Here is a 12,654-nt window from a genome sequence, read left to right as displayed (position 1 = left end):
CCGCGAGGGCCGAGCGCGGCTGTGACAGCATGGGAGGGATGACCGACGCAGCTCAGTGGCCACCGCCCGCCGGGGCTCCGGAGGGCGACCACGCGCGGCCGCGCGTCGCCCCTGTCGCACCGGTCGCGCCCGTGTCCTGGTCTCCGACCGCGGGTCCCGCCGGCCCGTTCCCGCCGCAGGGCTGGACTCCCCCGCCCAAGCCCGGACTGATCCCGCTGCGGCCGCTCGGCTTCGGCACCCTGCTCGGCGCGCCCTTCGCGGTCCTCCGCCGCAGCCCGCGCACCACCCTCGGCGTCGCGCTGCTCGTGCAGGGCCTCGGCTCGCTGCTCGCCCTCGTGCTCTACGGCGCCGTCGCCCTTCTCGCGGTCGGCCGGATCACCCAGGCCGAGGTCGCCGATCGGGACGCCGTCGCGTCGGGGTCGCTGGCGATCGTCGTGCTCGCGGCGCTGATCCCGCTCGCCGTCACCCTGGCCACCGGCGCGCTCGTGCAGGGCGTCGTCGTGCTCGAGGTGTCGCGCGCCGTCCTCGGCGAGCGGCCGACGCTGCGCGCGCTGCTCCGGCGGCTCCGCGGCCGCTTCTGGGCGCTGGTGGGCTGGACCGTGCTGCAGGGCGTCGGCGTCCTGGTGCTGGTCCTCGCCGCGGCGGCGCTCTCGGTGCCGCTCTTCCTCCTCGGCGCCCAGGACGCGGGGGCCAGTGCGGTCGTCGGCGGGATCCTGGTGCTCGTGCTGGCCGGCCTCGCCGCGACCGCGGTGGGCGTCTGGCTCGCGACGAAGCTCGCGCTGGTGCCGAGCCTTCTGGTGCTCGAGCGGCTCCCGCTGCGCCGGGCGGTCGCGCGCTCCTGGCGGCTCGTCACCGGCGGGTTCTGGCGGACGTTCGGCGCGCTCGCGCTGATGGCGGTGATCATCCAGGCGGCCGGGCAGGTCGTCTCGACGCCGTTCAGCCTGCTGATCCCGATCGGCGGGGCGCTGGTCGCGCCGACCGATCCGAACGCGCAGGTGGTCGCGTCGATCGTCGTCGCGCTGCTCTCGGTCGCCGTCGGCCTCGTCGTCGGCGCGGTGGGCACGGTGCTGCAGTCGGCGGTCACCGGGCTCGTCTACCTCGATCGCCGGATCCGGCGCGAGGGCTTCGACCTCGTGCTGATGCGGCACGTCGAGGAGCGCGCGGCCGGGCGCGAGTCCCTCGATCCCTTCCCCGCTCCGGAGCGGACCGCGCCGTGATCCGCCTCGCGCTCGCCACGGCGCCGCTCGACCCCGATGCGCAGGAGGCCCGCCGCCTGCTCCTCGAGGAGCTCGCCGACCCGCGCTACCGCGCCGCCGAGCCGAACTGGTTCGACCGCCTGGTGCAGGCCGTGCGCGACTGGTTCACCTCGCTCACCCTGCCGGGCGACGGCGTCGGCGTGCCGCTCGCGGCGCTGATCGGCGTGCTCGTGCTGGTGGTGCTCGTCGTGGTCGCCCTCGTCCTCGCGGGACGGCCGCGACTGCGGCAGCGCAGTCGCGTGACCGGGGCGGTCCTCGCCGACGACGACGGCCGCTCGGCCGCGGAGCTGCGCGCCCTCGCCGAGGCGGCGGCCGCCCGGGGCGACTGGGACGAGGCGCTGGTGGAGCGGTTCCGCGCCCTGGTGCGCGCCCTGGACGAGCGCACGATCCTCACCGTCTCGCCCGGCACCACCGCTCACGGCTTCTCCCGCCGGGCCGCCGCCGTCTTCCCCGCCTCGGCCGACGCGCTCCGGCGCTCGGCGGACGCCTTCGACCGGGTCCGCTACCTCGGCCTGCCCTGCGGGCGCGAGGACTGCGAGCGGGTCGCCGAGCTCGACCGCGCGCTCGCGGCCGCGCCGGTCCCGCTCGAGGCGCTGCGATGACCGCGCCCGCTGCTCCGCCGGCGTCGGACGCTCCCGTCGACACCGTCTCCTCCCCCACGCTCGGCGCGCTGCTGCGCCGGGGACGCATCTGGGCGCTCCTGGCGGCGATCGTCGTCGTCGGCACGGTCCTGCTGACCGTGGCGACCGGCTCCCCGGTGCCCGCCGCCGACCTCGACGTCGACAGCGCGGCACCGGACGGCGCCCGCGCGGTCGCCCAGGTCCTGCGCGAGCAGGGCGTCGACGTCGTCCGCGCCGACTCGCTCGACGAGGCCCTGCGCGCGGTCGGCCCGGGCAGCACGCTGCTGATCGACGATCCGGGCTCGGCCCTGGACGAGGAGCAGTACGCCCGGCTCGCCGAGGACCCCGCCGCGGTCGTCCTCGTCGAGCCGTCCGGTGCGGCCCTCGACGCGCTGCTGCCCGGCGTCGCCTTCGCCGGCGCGCCGCAGGAGGACGGCGTCCTCGCCGCCTCCTGCGCGCTGCCCGCCGCGGAGCGCGCCGCGGGGATCCCCGCGGGCGGCAGCACCTTCCGCGTCCTCGAGGGCGGCGCCGCGGGCTGCTTCCCGTCCGGTGACGACGCCTTCGCGCTCGTCGCCGACTCCCCGGCCGGCGGCCCCGACGTGATCGCCGTCGGCGACGCCGACCTCCTGCGCAACGGCACCGTCGCCGAGGAGGGACGCGCCGCCCTCGCGCTGGGCCTCCTCGGCGGCGAGGACCGCCTGGTCTGGTACCGCGCCGGCGCGGCCGACGCGACCTCCGCCGCCGTCGACCCGGCCGATCTCGCGCCGGGCTGGGTCACGCCGGCGCTGCTGCTGCTCGTCGGGGTGTTCGTCGCCTCCGCCGTCTGGCGCGGGCGGCGCTTCGGCCCGCTCGCCGTCGAGCCGCTGCCCGTCGTCGTGCACGCGAGCGAGACCGCCCGCGGCCGGGCCCGCCTCTACGCCCACGGCGCCACCCGGGTGCGCGCGCTGGACGCCCTGCGGATCGGCACGCTGCACCGCTCCGCCGCCCTGCTCGGCCTGCCCCCGTCGAGCGGAGTGGACGAGGTCGTCGCGGCGGCCGCGGCCCTGCTCGAGCACGATCCGCGCGCCGTGCGCCGGCTCCTCGTCGACGACGAGCCGGCCGACGACACCGCACTCGTGGCCGCCTCCGACGAGCTCCTGCGCTTCGAGAGCGCGCTCCGCGCCGCCCGCGCACCCCGCACGGGCACCGCCGCGGCCGGCACCGCAGGACCGGGCACCGCAGGAGCCGGCACCGGGCGCCCCGCGCGCGACCGCCTCGACCACGATCAGCCCGACCACGAACGACCGGAAGGCCCCCTCCGATGAGCGACTCCTCCCTCCCCCCGATCGCGGACGACGAGCTCCGCCGCGAGCTCGACCGCGTCCGCTCCGAGGTTGGCCGCGCCGTCGTCGGCCAGGACGGCGCCGTCTCCGGGCTGCTGATCGCCCTGCTCGCCGGCGGGCACGTACTGCTCGAGGGCGTGCCGGGCGTCGCGAAGACGCTGCTCGTGCGCGCGCTCTCGGTCTCGCTGGGCCTGGACACCCGGCGCGTGCAGTTCACCCCCGATCTGATGCCCGGTGACATCACCGGCTCGCTCGTCTACGACGCCTCCACCTCGGGCTTCGCCTTCCGCGAGGGCCCGGTCTTCACGAACCTGCTGCTCGCGGACGAGATCAACCGCACGCCGCCGAAGACGCAGGCCGCCCTGCTCGAGGCGATGGAGGAGCGCCAGGTCAGCGTCGACGGCCGCACGCTCCGCCTCCCCGACCCGTTCCTCGTCGCGGCGACGCAGAACCCGGTCGAGTACGAGGGGACGTACCTGCTCCCCGAGGCGCAGCTCGACCGCTTCCTGCTCAAGCTGGTGCTCGACGTGCCGCCACGGGACGTCGAGGTCGAGGTGCTCTCGCGGCATGCGGCCGGCTTCGACCCGCGCGACCTCGCCGCCGCGGGGGTCCACCCGGTGCTGGACGCGGGGCGGCTGCGGGCGGCCCAGGCCTCCGTCCGCCGCGTCGGCGCCGGCCCGGACGTGCTCGGCTACATCGTCGACCTCGCCCGCGCGACCCGCGAGAGCCCGAGTGTGAAGCTCGGCGTCAGCCCCCGCGGATCGACGGCGCTGCTCGCGGCGAGCCGCGCCTGGGCCTGGCTGAACGGCTACGGCTCGATCACCCCGGACCACGTCCAGGCGATGGTCCTGCCCGTGCTGCGGCACCGGATGCAGCTCCAGCCCGAGGCGGAGCTCGAGGGCGTGCGCACGGAGGCCGTCCTCGGCGGCATTCTGCAGCAGGTCCGCGTCCCGGTCTGAGCCGTGCACCTCACCGGACGCTCCGTCCTCGTCCTCCTCGTCGGCCTCGTGCCGGTCGTCCTGCTCGGACGCCGGGCCGAGGTCGCCTTCGCCGTGCTCGGGCTCTGGCTGCTGGTCTGGCTGATCCTGGTGGGCGTCGACCTCGCGGTGGCCGGCTCCGCGCGCGCGGTCGTGCTCGAGCGGCGGACCCCCGACCGGGTGCGCCTCGGCGAGCGCGCGGAGGCGACGCTGCTGATCACGAACACGGGACGGCGCCGGATCACCGGCGTGGTCCGCGACGCCTGGGAGCCCTCCGCCGGGGCTCTCGCGACCCGCTCGCCGCTGCGGCTGCCGCCGGGCGAGCGCCGCGCGGTCCGCACGGTCCTCGAGCCGCGCCGCCGCGGAGAGCGCCGGGCGCTGCACGCGACGATCCGCTCGAACGGCGTCCTCGGGCTGGCCGGCCGGCAGGCGACCCTCGCGGCGCCCGCTGTCGTCCGGGTGCTGCCGCCGTTCCGCTCCCGCCGCCACCTGCCCTCGCGCCTCGCCCGCCTGCGCGAGCTGGAGGGGCGCACCAGCGTGATGATCCGCGGTCAGGGCACCGAGTTCGACAGCCTGCGCGAGTACGTCCGCGGCGACGACGTCCGCTCGCTCGACTGGCGGGCCACCGCCCGGCGCCGCGAGCCCGTCGTCCGCACCTGGCGACCCGAGCGCGACCGGCGGGTGGTGCTCGTGCTCGACACCGGCCGCACCTCCGCCGCCCGCATCGACGACGAGCCGCGCCTGGACACGGCGATCGAGGCGTCGCTGCTGCTGTCGGCGCTGGCCGCCTCGGCCGGCGACCGCATCGACGTCCTCGCCTTCGACCGCGCCCGGCGCGCCCGCGTGCACGGCGCGACCGGCACGGAGGTGCTGAGCCGCGTCGTCGACGCGCTCGCCCCAGTGCAGCCGCAGCTGATCGAGACCGACTGGTCGGCCGTGCCGGGCCAGGTTCGCACCCTGGTCTCGCAGCGCTCGCTCGTCGTGCTGCTCACGGCGCTCGACTCCGTCGGCGCATCGGAGGGGCTGCTCGCGGTGCTCCCCCAGCTCACGAGGCAGCACACCGTGGTCGTCGCCTGCGCGATCGACCCCGAGCTGGCCCGGATGGCCGCGGACCGCGGCGACCGCGGTGCGGTCTACGCGGCCGCGGCGGCGGAGCGCTCGCTCGCCGACGCGGACCGGCTGGCGGCCGCCGTGCGGCGGCTCGGCGGCGACGTGGTGCTCGCCTCGCCGGAGAAGCTGCCGCCCGCCCTCGCCGACCGCTACCTCGCGCTGAAGGCCACCGGCCGGCTCTGAGCCCGGACCTCGCGCTCAGCCCTCGCTGATGCTCCGCGAACCGGCGTCGAAGCGGCCGAGGTCGCCCGTCTCCCCCGCGCGCACGGCCCGGCCGCCGAGCACCAGGAAGTAGGCGATGAAGCCGCCGAGCGCGAGCGCGCCGATGCCGATCTTCAGCCACCACGGCCACGGCGCCGGCGTCACGAAGCCCTCGATCACGCCCGAGACGAGCAGCACGAAGACCAGCCCGATCGCGACCGTGAACAGGCTCCGCGCGTCCTCCGCGAGCGCCTGCCCCCGGGTGCGCGGCCCGGGCGCGATCCAGGCCCAGAAGATCCGCAGCCCGGCCGCCGCGGCGACGAAGACCGCCGTCAGCTCGAGCAGGCCGTGCGGGAGGATGTAGAGGAAGAAGGTGTCGCCCTCGCCGACGTGGAACATCACGGCGACCGAGGTGCCGAGGTTCTGCGCGTTCTGCAGCAGGATGTACGGCACGTAGACGCCGACGATGCCGAAGGCGACGCACTGCGCCGCGATCCAGGCGTTGTTGGTCCACACCTGACCGGCGAAGGACGCGGCCGGGTTCTCCGAGTAGTAGTCGACGAAGTCCTCCTGCGCGAAGCGGCGCAGCTGCTCGTCGTCGCCGAGCGCGGCGAGCAGGCGCGGGTCGCCGAGGATCCAGACCGCGAAGAGGCCGGCGACCAGCACGGTCGCCAGCGCGACGGCCAGGGTCAGCCAGCGGATCCGGTACAGCGCGGCGGGGAACGAGACGACGGCGAAGCGGGCGACCGCGGCGAGCGGATCCTCGCGCGTCCCGGTCAGGCGGCCCCGCGCCCGCGAGAGCGAGACGGCGAGGCGCGTGCCGACAGCGGTCGACCCCGCGGTCGAGGAGATCGCGGCGAGATCGGCGGAGGCGGACTGGTAGCGCTCCACGAGCTCGTCGGCCTCGCCGCCGGTCAGCCGGCGCTTGCGCGCGAGCTCGTCCAGGCGGGTCCACTGGCCGCCGCGCGCGGCCGAGAGAGCATCGATGTCCATCTGCTGAGATGATAGCCGGGGCCGACGATCGAGGGAGCTGCTGCATGTCCGACGACCGCGACGACGCCCGCCTCGACAGCGCCGGCTTCGACACGGCGGGCCTGGTCACCGGCGAGGCGATCGCCCTCGAGATCCCCGTCACCTCGTTCGTCCTGCGGGCCGCCGGCGCGATCATCGACCTCGTCGCGGAGTTCCTGCTCGCCTTCGGTCTGTTCTACCTCGTCGCCGTCCTCGCGAGCGACGGCGGGCTCGACGCCGCCGCCTCGGCCGCCGTCGCGATCGCCGCCCTGGTGGTCTCGATCGTGCTGGTGCCCGTCGCCGTCGAGACCGCGACGCGGGGGCGCTCGCTCGGCAAGCTCGCCGTCGGCGCCCGGGTCGTCCGCGACGACGGAGGCGCGATCGGCTTCCGCCACGCCCTCGTCCGGGGTCTCACCGGCGTGCTCGAGATCGTGATGACAGCAGGTGGGCTGGCCGCGGTGGTGGGCCTGCTCTCGCGCCGCTCGCGCCGGCTCGGCGACGTGCTCGCCGGCACGCACAGCCAGCTCGAGCGGGTACCGGCCGCGCCCCCGCTCGTCGTCGAGATCCCGGCGCCGCTCACCGGCTGGGCGGCGACCGCCGACGTGGCCCGGCTGCCCGACGCCCTGGCGCGCCGGCTCGCGCAGTTCCTCCGCCAGCGCTCCGGGATGACCGAGCCCTCGCGCTCGCAGCTCGCCCGGTCGCTGGCGCAGGAGGCCGCCGCGTTCGTCTCACCGCTCCCGGCCGCACCCGCCGAGGACTTCCTGCTCGCCGTCGCCGCGCTGCGCCGACGCCGCGAGGAGCGGGCGCTGGAGCTCGTCGACCGGCGGATGAGCCGGCTCGCACCGGTGCTCGCGGACGCGCCGCGCGGCTTCCCGGTGCGCGAGGCCCCACGGGCTCGGCGGGGAACTCGGGCTGCACCGAGCGCTCCGGCTCCCCCGGACGCTCAGGCCGACGGCGGCTCGAGGTAGCGCACGGTCTCCCAGCCCCGGGGCACCAGCAGCCGCCGGTCGTGCTCGGCGCACAGGTCGTAGCCGTGCGGATCGGGCTGCGGGCTGAGCGGCCCGACCGCGACGAGCGAGTCCCGGTAGTCGTAGGTGAGGGTCACGACCGCGGGGAGGCTGCACCCGGTGCGCGAGCACTGCCGTCGGTCCATCGCGCCACAGTAGCAAGAGGCCGCGGGGCCATAAGCTGGTCCAATGCCCCGCGCACGCCGTTCCACCGCTCGTCAGTCGAGCTCGGTGCGCGGCGGCTCGCGCGACCGGCACGGCCGGGGCATCCGCGGTGCCGTCACCGGCCCGCACCTGCCGCCGCTGCAGACCCGGGCGGACTTCTTCGAGACGACCATCGGGTCGGCCTTCGACTATCTCCGCGACGCCTGGCCGGACGAGCTGGCGGGGATCCGGGTGGAGCTCGCCTCCACGCCCGACGTCGACCCGGCCCGGCTCGAGGGCACGGGCATCGCGCGCTGGCGGGTCGACCACGCCGCGCGGCGCATCACGCTGTACCGCGTGCCGATCGAGCGGCTGGCGAAGCTGCACCGCCGCGACGAGTGGCACCAGCGGATGATGATCGAGAGCTACGTCTTCCGCGCGGTCGCCGAGCTCCTCGGCCGCGACCCGTGGGACATCTCCCCGGACCGGTTCCGGCACCACTGAGCGTCCGGCACCACTGAGCTTCCGGCACCACTGAGCCGAGCGGCGCCTCCGAGACGCCGACCGCTCAGTGCGAGTAGACGGTGACCGGCGAGGACAGCGGCCCGGGCGGCACGATCGCGTAGCCCGCGATCCGCCCCTCGCTCGCGATCGAGACCGACGCCTGCACCGGCTGATCGCTGGTGACGACGACGGCGTCGACGCCGAGCTCGGCCGACACCGAGGCGAACGGACCGATGTCGAGCGTGCGGCTGCCGGCCTCCGACTCGAGCTGCACCGACGCCGAGGTGTCGCTGCCGTTCGCGAGGTGCAGCACGGCCCCCGCCTCACCGGTGTTGCCGACGCCGAAGGGAACGTCGGTCGCGGTCCCGGAGACGAACCAGGCGAAGTCCGTCCCGGCGGCGCCGGTCGACGTCGTGCGCCCGGCCGCCACGACGGGCTGGTCCGAGGTGAGCGTGACGCGGTAGGAGCCGTCCGCCAGGCCGGAGAGGGGGACCTCGCCGACGCGGCCGGCCGGGACCACCACCTGCGTCGAGGTGCCGATGCCGCTCGGGTCCTCGTTGGCGACCTCGATCGAGACGGTGCTGTCCGCCTCGCCGGGCGCGAGGATCCGCAGGACGGGAGTGCCCTCGCCGCCCGTGCCGTCGTCGCCCGCCGTGTCCGCCGGGGGCGTCGCGACGGTGAAGCCGGAGATCACGGTGAGTGTGGCCGGCGTCGCCGCGGGGCCGGTCGTCTCGACGCCCTGCGGCGTCAGGCCGGAGATGGCGCTGCTCTGGATGCTCGCCGCGATCTCGCCGCCGCGTGCGGTCATCCGCACGACCGGCTGGACCACGTCGGGAGCGAGCCCGGCGAGCGGGAGTGCGCGGACGGTGCCGGCCGGGACGACGATGCCGGTGGCGCCGGTCGCCGGGACGACGCCGTTCTCGCCGTAGAGCGAGAGGTCCACGGTGGCCGCGACCTCGCTGGCGTTGGCGAGGACGAGCACCGAGGTCCGGCCGACGTCGGTCGATCCGGCGACGAGCCAGCTGTCGGCCGAGGGCTCCGCGCAGCCGAGCGCCGAGAGGCCGGAGAGCTGCTCGGTGGCGATCGACTGCGTCGTCACGCCGCCGGGCGTCGGGTCGGACTCGGCGGGGACGGCGAGCCGGGTGATGCCGGTGCCCGGGGCGGCCACGTCGGCCTCGTCCAGGACCGACTGGTCGCCGGTCGCGTCCCGCGGCCAGAGCGAGGTGCCCGAGTCGTCGAGGGCGCGGAGTTCCTCGGGGTCGCTCGCGTCGATCAGGCTGCCCGCGCAGACGAGGGTGCCGTCCGCCGCCACCGGCGTGACGACCACGCCGTCGGCGGCGACGGTCGCCAGCGGTGTCGGCAGGATCTGCGGCAGCACGACCGCGGCGACGGCCAGGGCCAGTCCCGCGGCGCCGGCGGCACTGCGGAGCACGGTCCGGCGGTGGCGGGCGGCCGAGACGGTCCGGTCGCGGGCGCCCGTCGGCTTCGCCGGAGCGGACTTCGAGGCGCCGCGCTCGGCACGCCGGTCGGCGCGGGAGGGGCGGGACGGGGACTGCGACATGCGCTTCTCCTGGTCGGCGGGGTCAGGTGTCGCGGATCCGGGGTTCGACCGGTCAGGCATCGTCGGTCCCGTCGTCGAACTGGCCGGTGGCCTCGCCGGGCTCGTCGTCGATCCCCGCGACGGCGGCTCCCGAGCGGGAGCGCTCGAGCGAGAGGCCGGTCGGGACGGCCAGCAGGAAGGCGACCAGGAACACGATCAGCAGCGCGATCGTGTAAGCCACGCCGAAGGGGCCGACGACGCCCTGCGGCGCCGCGTCGATCCGGGTGCCCTCGGTGTCGACCGCGGTCCAGAGCAGGCCGTACTGGGTGTCGCCGACGGCGGAGAACGCGGCGTTGCCGTCGAGCGAGACCGCGGCGCGGGCGCTGACGGCCGAGGCCGCGTCACCGGCGTCGGTGCTGGTCGGCGGGGCGAGCACGACGAAGCGGACGCCGAGGTCCTGCAGGGCCGCGCCGATGTCGTAGCCGGTGCGCGAGACGAGGTTGCCGGCCAGCTCGTCGATGGCGTCGGTCTGCTCGGTGCCGGTCGCGGCGAGGGTCGACTGCTGGTCGAGGGTCGCTCCCGCGCCGCGCTCGAGGCGCGCGAGGATCCCGCCGTCCGACTGCGGGACGAGCACGATCGTGCCCACCCGCGGCTCGTTCTGCGCCTCGGCGGCGACGTAGGCCGGCAGCGAGCGGTCGGAGCCGGCGGTCGTCACGGTCCCGCCGCCCGTCGGGAACAGCACCGCCAGCGGAGCGACCGCCACGACGGCGGCGGCGGTCACGACCAGCGCGGGGACGACCCGGTAGGACGGCAGCGCGGCGACCGAGAGCGAGAAGCCGACGACCAGGCCGAGCCAGTACAGGCTGAGGCCCGTGCCGCTCCAGACGGCGACCGCCTCGGACCCGGTGGTCACGACCTGGATGCCCTGTGCGAGTGCCGCGGTCAGCAGGCCGGCGGCGGCCACGCCCACCCCGCCCAGGGCGGACAGGTTGTTCGGGAGCAGCAGCGCCGCGAGTGCGGAGATCACCAGGGGCAGCACGAGCACCGCGGTCGCGAGACCCGCCGCCGACGCGGGGATGCCGAGACCGCCGAGGAACTCGAGCCACCCGGTCGTGACGCCGGACGGGAACCCTGCGAGGAGCGAGAAGAAGTCCGCCCTGGCGGAGGGCAGCGGCACACCGGGGTCGGCGAGGATCGCGAACCAGTCGCCGCGCTGGGCGTGCGCGACGATGATCGGGAAGAGCAGGGCGAGGGCCGGGATCGGCAGTCCGGCGAAGCGCCCGATCCGGCGCCCCGAGGTGGCCAGCACGACGATCCAGATCAGCGCGAGCGGCACGGCGAGCACCGGCGCGCAGGCGACGACCGCCGCCGCGAGGATCGACGCGGTCGCCGAGGACGACCAGGAGCGGTAGGCGCCGAAGCCGGCGAAGAAGAGCCAGGGCAGCAGGACGTGCACCAGGATCGCGGCCGGGCGGCCCTCGGACTGGGCGGCGAAGAAGGCCGGCGCGAGCAGGTAGACGAAGGCTCCGGCGCCGCGGGCGATCGGCCGCGCGGTGAGGCGGGCAATCATCATCCACGCGCCCATCGTCGCGAGCGGCAGAGCCGTGAGGTAGAGGAGGACGATCGAGAAGCTCGGCGCCCAGAAGGTGAGCGAGCCGAGGACGGCGAGCACCGCGGCGAACGGGTCCGCCGCGCCGATGAAGCCGGAGCCGAGGTCGCGCCAGCCGTACGCGGCGTTCCGCCACAGCTCGCCGACCGACGGCGAGAGGGTGAGCAGACCGCCGCCGCCCATGGCGGTGGCGGCGAGCAGGCGCGCGTAGACGATCAGCCCGGCGATCGCGGCGACCAGGACGATCCAGACTCCGCCGGCCTGGAAGAAGTGCAGCGGGTGCCGCTCGCGGCTGGCCTGCACCCGGACGGCGTCGTGCCGGACCGAGCGGAGCTGGCGGACCACGTCGAGCGGGATGCGCAGCGGCGCGATGGCCTTCCAGCCGACGTTCTTCGACGAGCGGAGGACGCGCCTGGCGTGGAAGACCTTGGTGCCGCCGAACGCGACGACGAAGGCCGCGAGCAGCTCGCCGCCGACGAGGCCGGGCTGCTTGCGCAGGAGCCGGACGGCCGCACGGCCGACGGCGAGCGGCACGAGCGAGAGCCAGTGCAGGACGAGCAGCGCCACCGGGGCGTAGGCGAGGCGGCGGTGCAGCTGCGCGGTGCGGTGCTGGCGGGCGCGGCGGCGCTCCCCGCTGTCGATCCGGCGGCCGTCGGGGCGCTGGAGGCCGATGCGCGCGGTGGTGACCCGCGCGTCGGGGACGCGGCTGACCCGGTGTCCGGCGAGGCGGGTGCGGATCGAGAAGTCGAGGGCGTCGTCGACCACGGGCAGCCCGGGGTCGAAGCCGCCCAGCTCCTCCCAGAGCGCGTGCCGCACGAGCATGCCGCCGGCGGCGACGGCCAGCACGTCGGGCGTGGCGTCGTGCTGGCCCTGGTCGAGCTCGTCCTCGACGAGGTGGACGGTGGTGCCGTAGTTGGTGATCGACTCGCCGTAGCTGCGGATGTAGCCGGAGCGGGTCCAGTCCATGACCTTCGGTCCGGCGACCGCGACGGAGGGCGCGACCTCGACCGCGCCGAGGAGCGCGGCGAGCGCACCCGGCTCAGGAGCGGAGTCGGCGGCGAGCAGCCACAGCCACTCGTCCTCCCCCGTCGGCGCCTGCATGACGCGCACGGCGCGGGCGACGGCCTGGCCGAACGGGAGGTTCTCGGCGACCTGGACGAACTGGGTCGGACCCCAGCCGGAGAGGAGCTGCCCGGTCGCGTCCTTCGATCCGCCGTCGACGAACACGGTCGCATCGGGCTGTCGGGTCTGGGCCCGCAGCGCCGCGAGGGTGCGTTCCAGGTAGGCCGCGCCGTTGTGGGCGACCAGGACGGCGGTTACTCGGGGATACATCGCGGACCACCCTAAGCGATG

The 12,654-nt window shown here is 76.1% G+C and carries 11 protein-coding genes; 7 read left to right on the top strand and 4 right to left on the bottom strand.

Going from position 1 to position 12,654, the window contains the following annotated elements; all coding sequences use genetic code 11:
- Nucleotides 1-38 precede the first annotated feature (38 nt).
- From MT355_RS05860 to MT355_RS05840, 5 genes are read left to right on the top strand one after another with little or no spacing between them, the layout of a single operon-like run.
- Nucleotides 39-1,217 carry a hypothetical protein gene (locus MT355_RS05860; RefSeq protein WP_243598865.1) on the top strand — a complete coding sequence of 393 codons (1,179 nt, stop codon included), beginning with the start codon at nucleotides 39-41 and terminating at the stop codon, nucleotides 1,215-1,217.
- On the top strand, nucleotides 1,214-1,858 hold the full coding sequence (locus MT355_RS05855; protein ID WP_243598864.1) for a DUF4129 domain-containing protein: 645 nt from the start codon (nucleotides 1,214-1,216) through the stop codon (nucleotides 1,856-1,858). The genes MT355_RS05860 and MT355_RS05855 overlap by 4 nt, the downstream gene beginning before the upstream one ends.
- On the top strand, nucleotides 1,855-3,180 hold the full coding sequence (locus MT355_RS05850) for a DUF4350 domain-containing protein (protein ID WP_243598863.1): 1,326 nt from the start codon (nucleotides 1,855-1,857) through the stop codon (nucleotides 3,178-3,180). Before MT355_RS05855 ends, MT355_RS05850 begins: the two co-directional genes overlap by 4 nt.
- On the top strand, nucleotides 3,177-4,157 hold the full coding sequence (locus MT355_RS05845; protein ID WP_123735248.1) for a MoxR family ATPase: 981 nt from the start codon (nucleotides 3,177-3,179) through the stop codon (nucleotides 4,155-4,157). The genes MT355_RS05850 and MT355_RS05845 overlap by 4 nt, the downstream gene beginning before the upstream one ends.
- A 3-nt stretch (nucleotides 4,158-4,160) precedes the next feature.
- On the top strand, nucleotides 4,161-5,468 hold the full coding sequence (locus tag MT355_RS05840; RefSeq protein WP_123735247.1) for a DUF58 domain-containing protein: 1,308 nt from the start codon (nucleotides 4,161-4,163) through the stop codon (nucleotides 5,466-5,468).
- Between the two features lie 15 nt (nucleotides 5,469-5,483).
- Here the strand turns inward: MT355_RS05840 and MT355_RS05835 are convergent, their stop codons facing one another.
- Complete coding sequence (locus tag MT355_RS05835; RefSeq protein ID WP_133963414.1) at nucleotides 5,484-6,479, bottom strand: stage II sporulation protein M; 996 nt, start codon at nucleotides 6,477-6,479, stop codon at nucleotides 5,484-5,486.
- 44 nt (nucleotides 6,480-6,523) lie between these two features.
- On the opposite strand from MT355_RS05835, the gene MT355_RS05830 reads away from it, so the two are divergent.
- Nucleotides 6,524-7,465 (top strand): RDD family protein, encoded by a 942-nt coding sequence (locus tag MT355_RS05830; protein ID WP_243598862.1) that lies wholly within the window; start codon nucleotides 6,524-6,526, stop codon nucleotides 7,463-7,465.
- Here the strand turns inward: MT355_RS05830 and MT355_RS05825 are convergent.
- Nucleotides 7,441-7,650 carry a DUF3499 family protein gene (locus tag MT355_RS05825; RefSeq protein ID WP_123444386.1) on the bottom strand — a complete coding sequence of 70 codons (210 nt, stop codon included), beginning with the start codon at nucleotides 7,648-7,650 and terminating at the stop codon, nucleotides 7,441-7,443. The two genes, MT355_RS05830 and MT355_RS05825, sit on opposite strands and share 25 nt — an antisense overlap.
- Nucleotides 7,651-7,693: 43 nt before the next feature.
- On the opposite strand from MT355_RS05825, the gene MT355_RS05820 reads away from it, so the two are divergent.
- Nucleotides 7,694-8,152 (top strand): metallopeptidase family protein, encoded by a 459-nt coding sequence (locus MT355_RS05820; protein WP_123734335.1) that lies wholly within the window; start codon nucleotides 7,694-7,696, stop codon nucleotides 8,150-8,152.
- Between the two features lie 64 nt (nucleotides 8,153-8,216).
- On the opposite strand, the gene MT355_RS05815 is transcribed toward MT355_RS05820, so the two are convergent.
- Nucleotides 8,217-9,713, bottom strand: coding sequence for a DUF5719 family protein (locus tag MT355_RS05815; protein WP_243598861.1), 1,497 nt, complete (start codon nucleotides 9,711-9,713; stop codon nucleotides 8,217-8,219).
- A gap of 52 nt (nucleotides 9,714-9,765) precedes the next feature.
- Complete coding sequence (locus MT355_RS05810) at nucleotides 9,766-12,633, bottom strand: glycosyltransferase family 2 protein (protein ID WP_243598860.1); 2,868 nt, start codon at nucleotides 12,631-12,633, stop codon at nucleotides 9,766-9,768.
- Nucleotides 12,634-12,654 lie beyond the last annotated feature (21 nt).

The organism is Rathayibacter sp. VKM Ac-2929 (assembly GCF_022815495.1).
Lineage (GTDB): Bacteria > Actinomycetota > Actinomycetes > Actinomycetales > Microbacteriaceae > Rathayibacter > Rathayibacter festucae.
This window is presented reverse-complemented; position numbering and strand designations above follow the sequence as displayed.

Excerpts from the sequence above, each read along its gene's own strand:
- MT355_RS05860 (WP_243598865.1), top strand. The coding sequence starts at position 39 with ATGACCGACGCAGCTCAGTGGCCACCGCCCGCCGGGGCTCCGGAGGGC.
- MT355_RS05850 (WP_243598863.1), top strand. The coding sequence starts at position 1,855 with ATGACCGCGCCCGCTGCTCCGCCGGCGTCGGACGCTCCCGTCGACACC.
- MT355_RS05845 (WP_123735248.1), top strand. The coding sequence starts at position 3,177 with ATGAGCGACTCCTCCCTCCCCCCGATCGCGGACGACGAGCTCCGCCGC.
- MT355_RS05835 (WP_133963414.1), bottom strand. The coding sequence starts at position 6,479 with ATGGACATCGATGCTCTCTCGGCCGCGCGCGGCGGCCAGTGGACCCGC.
- MT355_RS05830 (WP_243598862.1), top strand. The coding sequence starts at position 6,524 with ATGTCCGACGACCGCGACGACGCCCGCCTCGACAGCGCCGGCTTCGAC.
- MT355_RS05825 (WP_123444386.1), bottom strand. The coding sequence starts at position 7,650 with ATGGACCGACGGCAGTGCTCGCGCACCGGGTGCAGCCTCCCCGCGGTC.
- MT355_RS05820 (WP_123734335.1), top strand. The coding sequence starts at position 7,694 with ATGCCCCGCGCACGCCGTTCCACCGCTCGTCAGTCGAGCTCGGTGCGC.
- MT355_RS05815 (WP_243598861.1), bottom strand. The coding sequence starts at position 9,713 with ATGTCGCAGTCCCCGTCCCGCCCCTCCCGCGCCGACCGGCGTGCCGAG.
- MT355_RS05810 (WP_243598860.1), bottom strand. The coding sequence starts at position 12,633 with ATGTATCCCCGAGTAACCGCCGTCCTGGTCGCCCACAACGGCGCGGCC.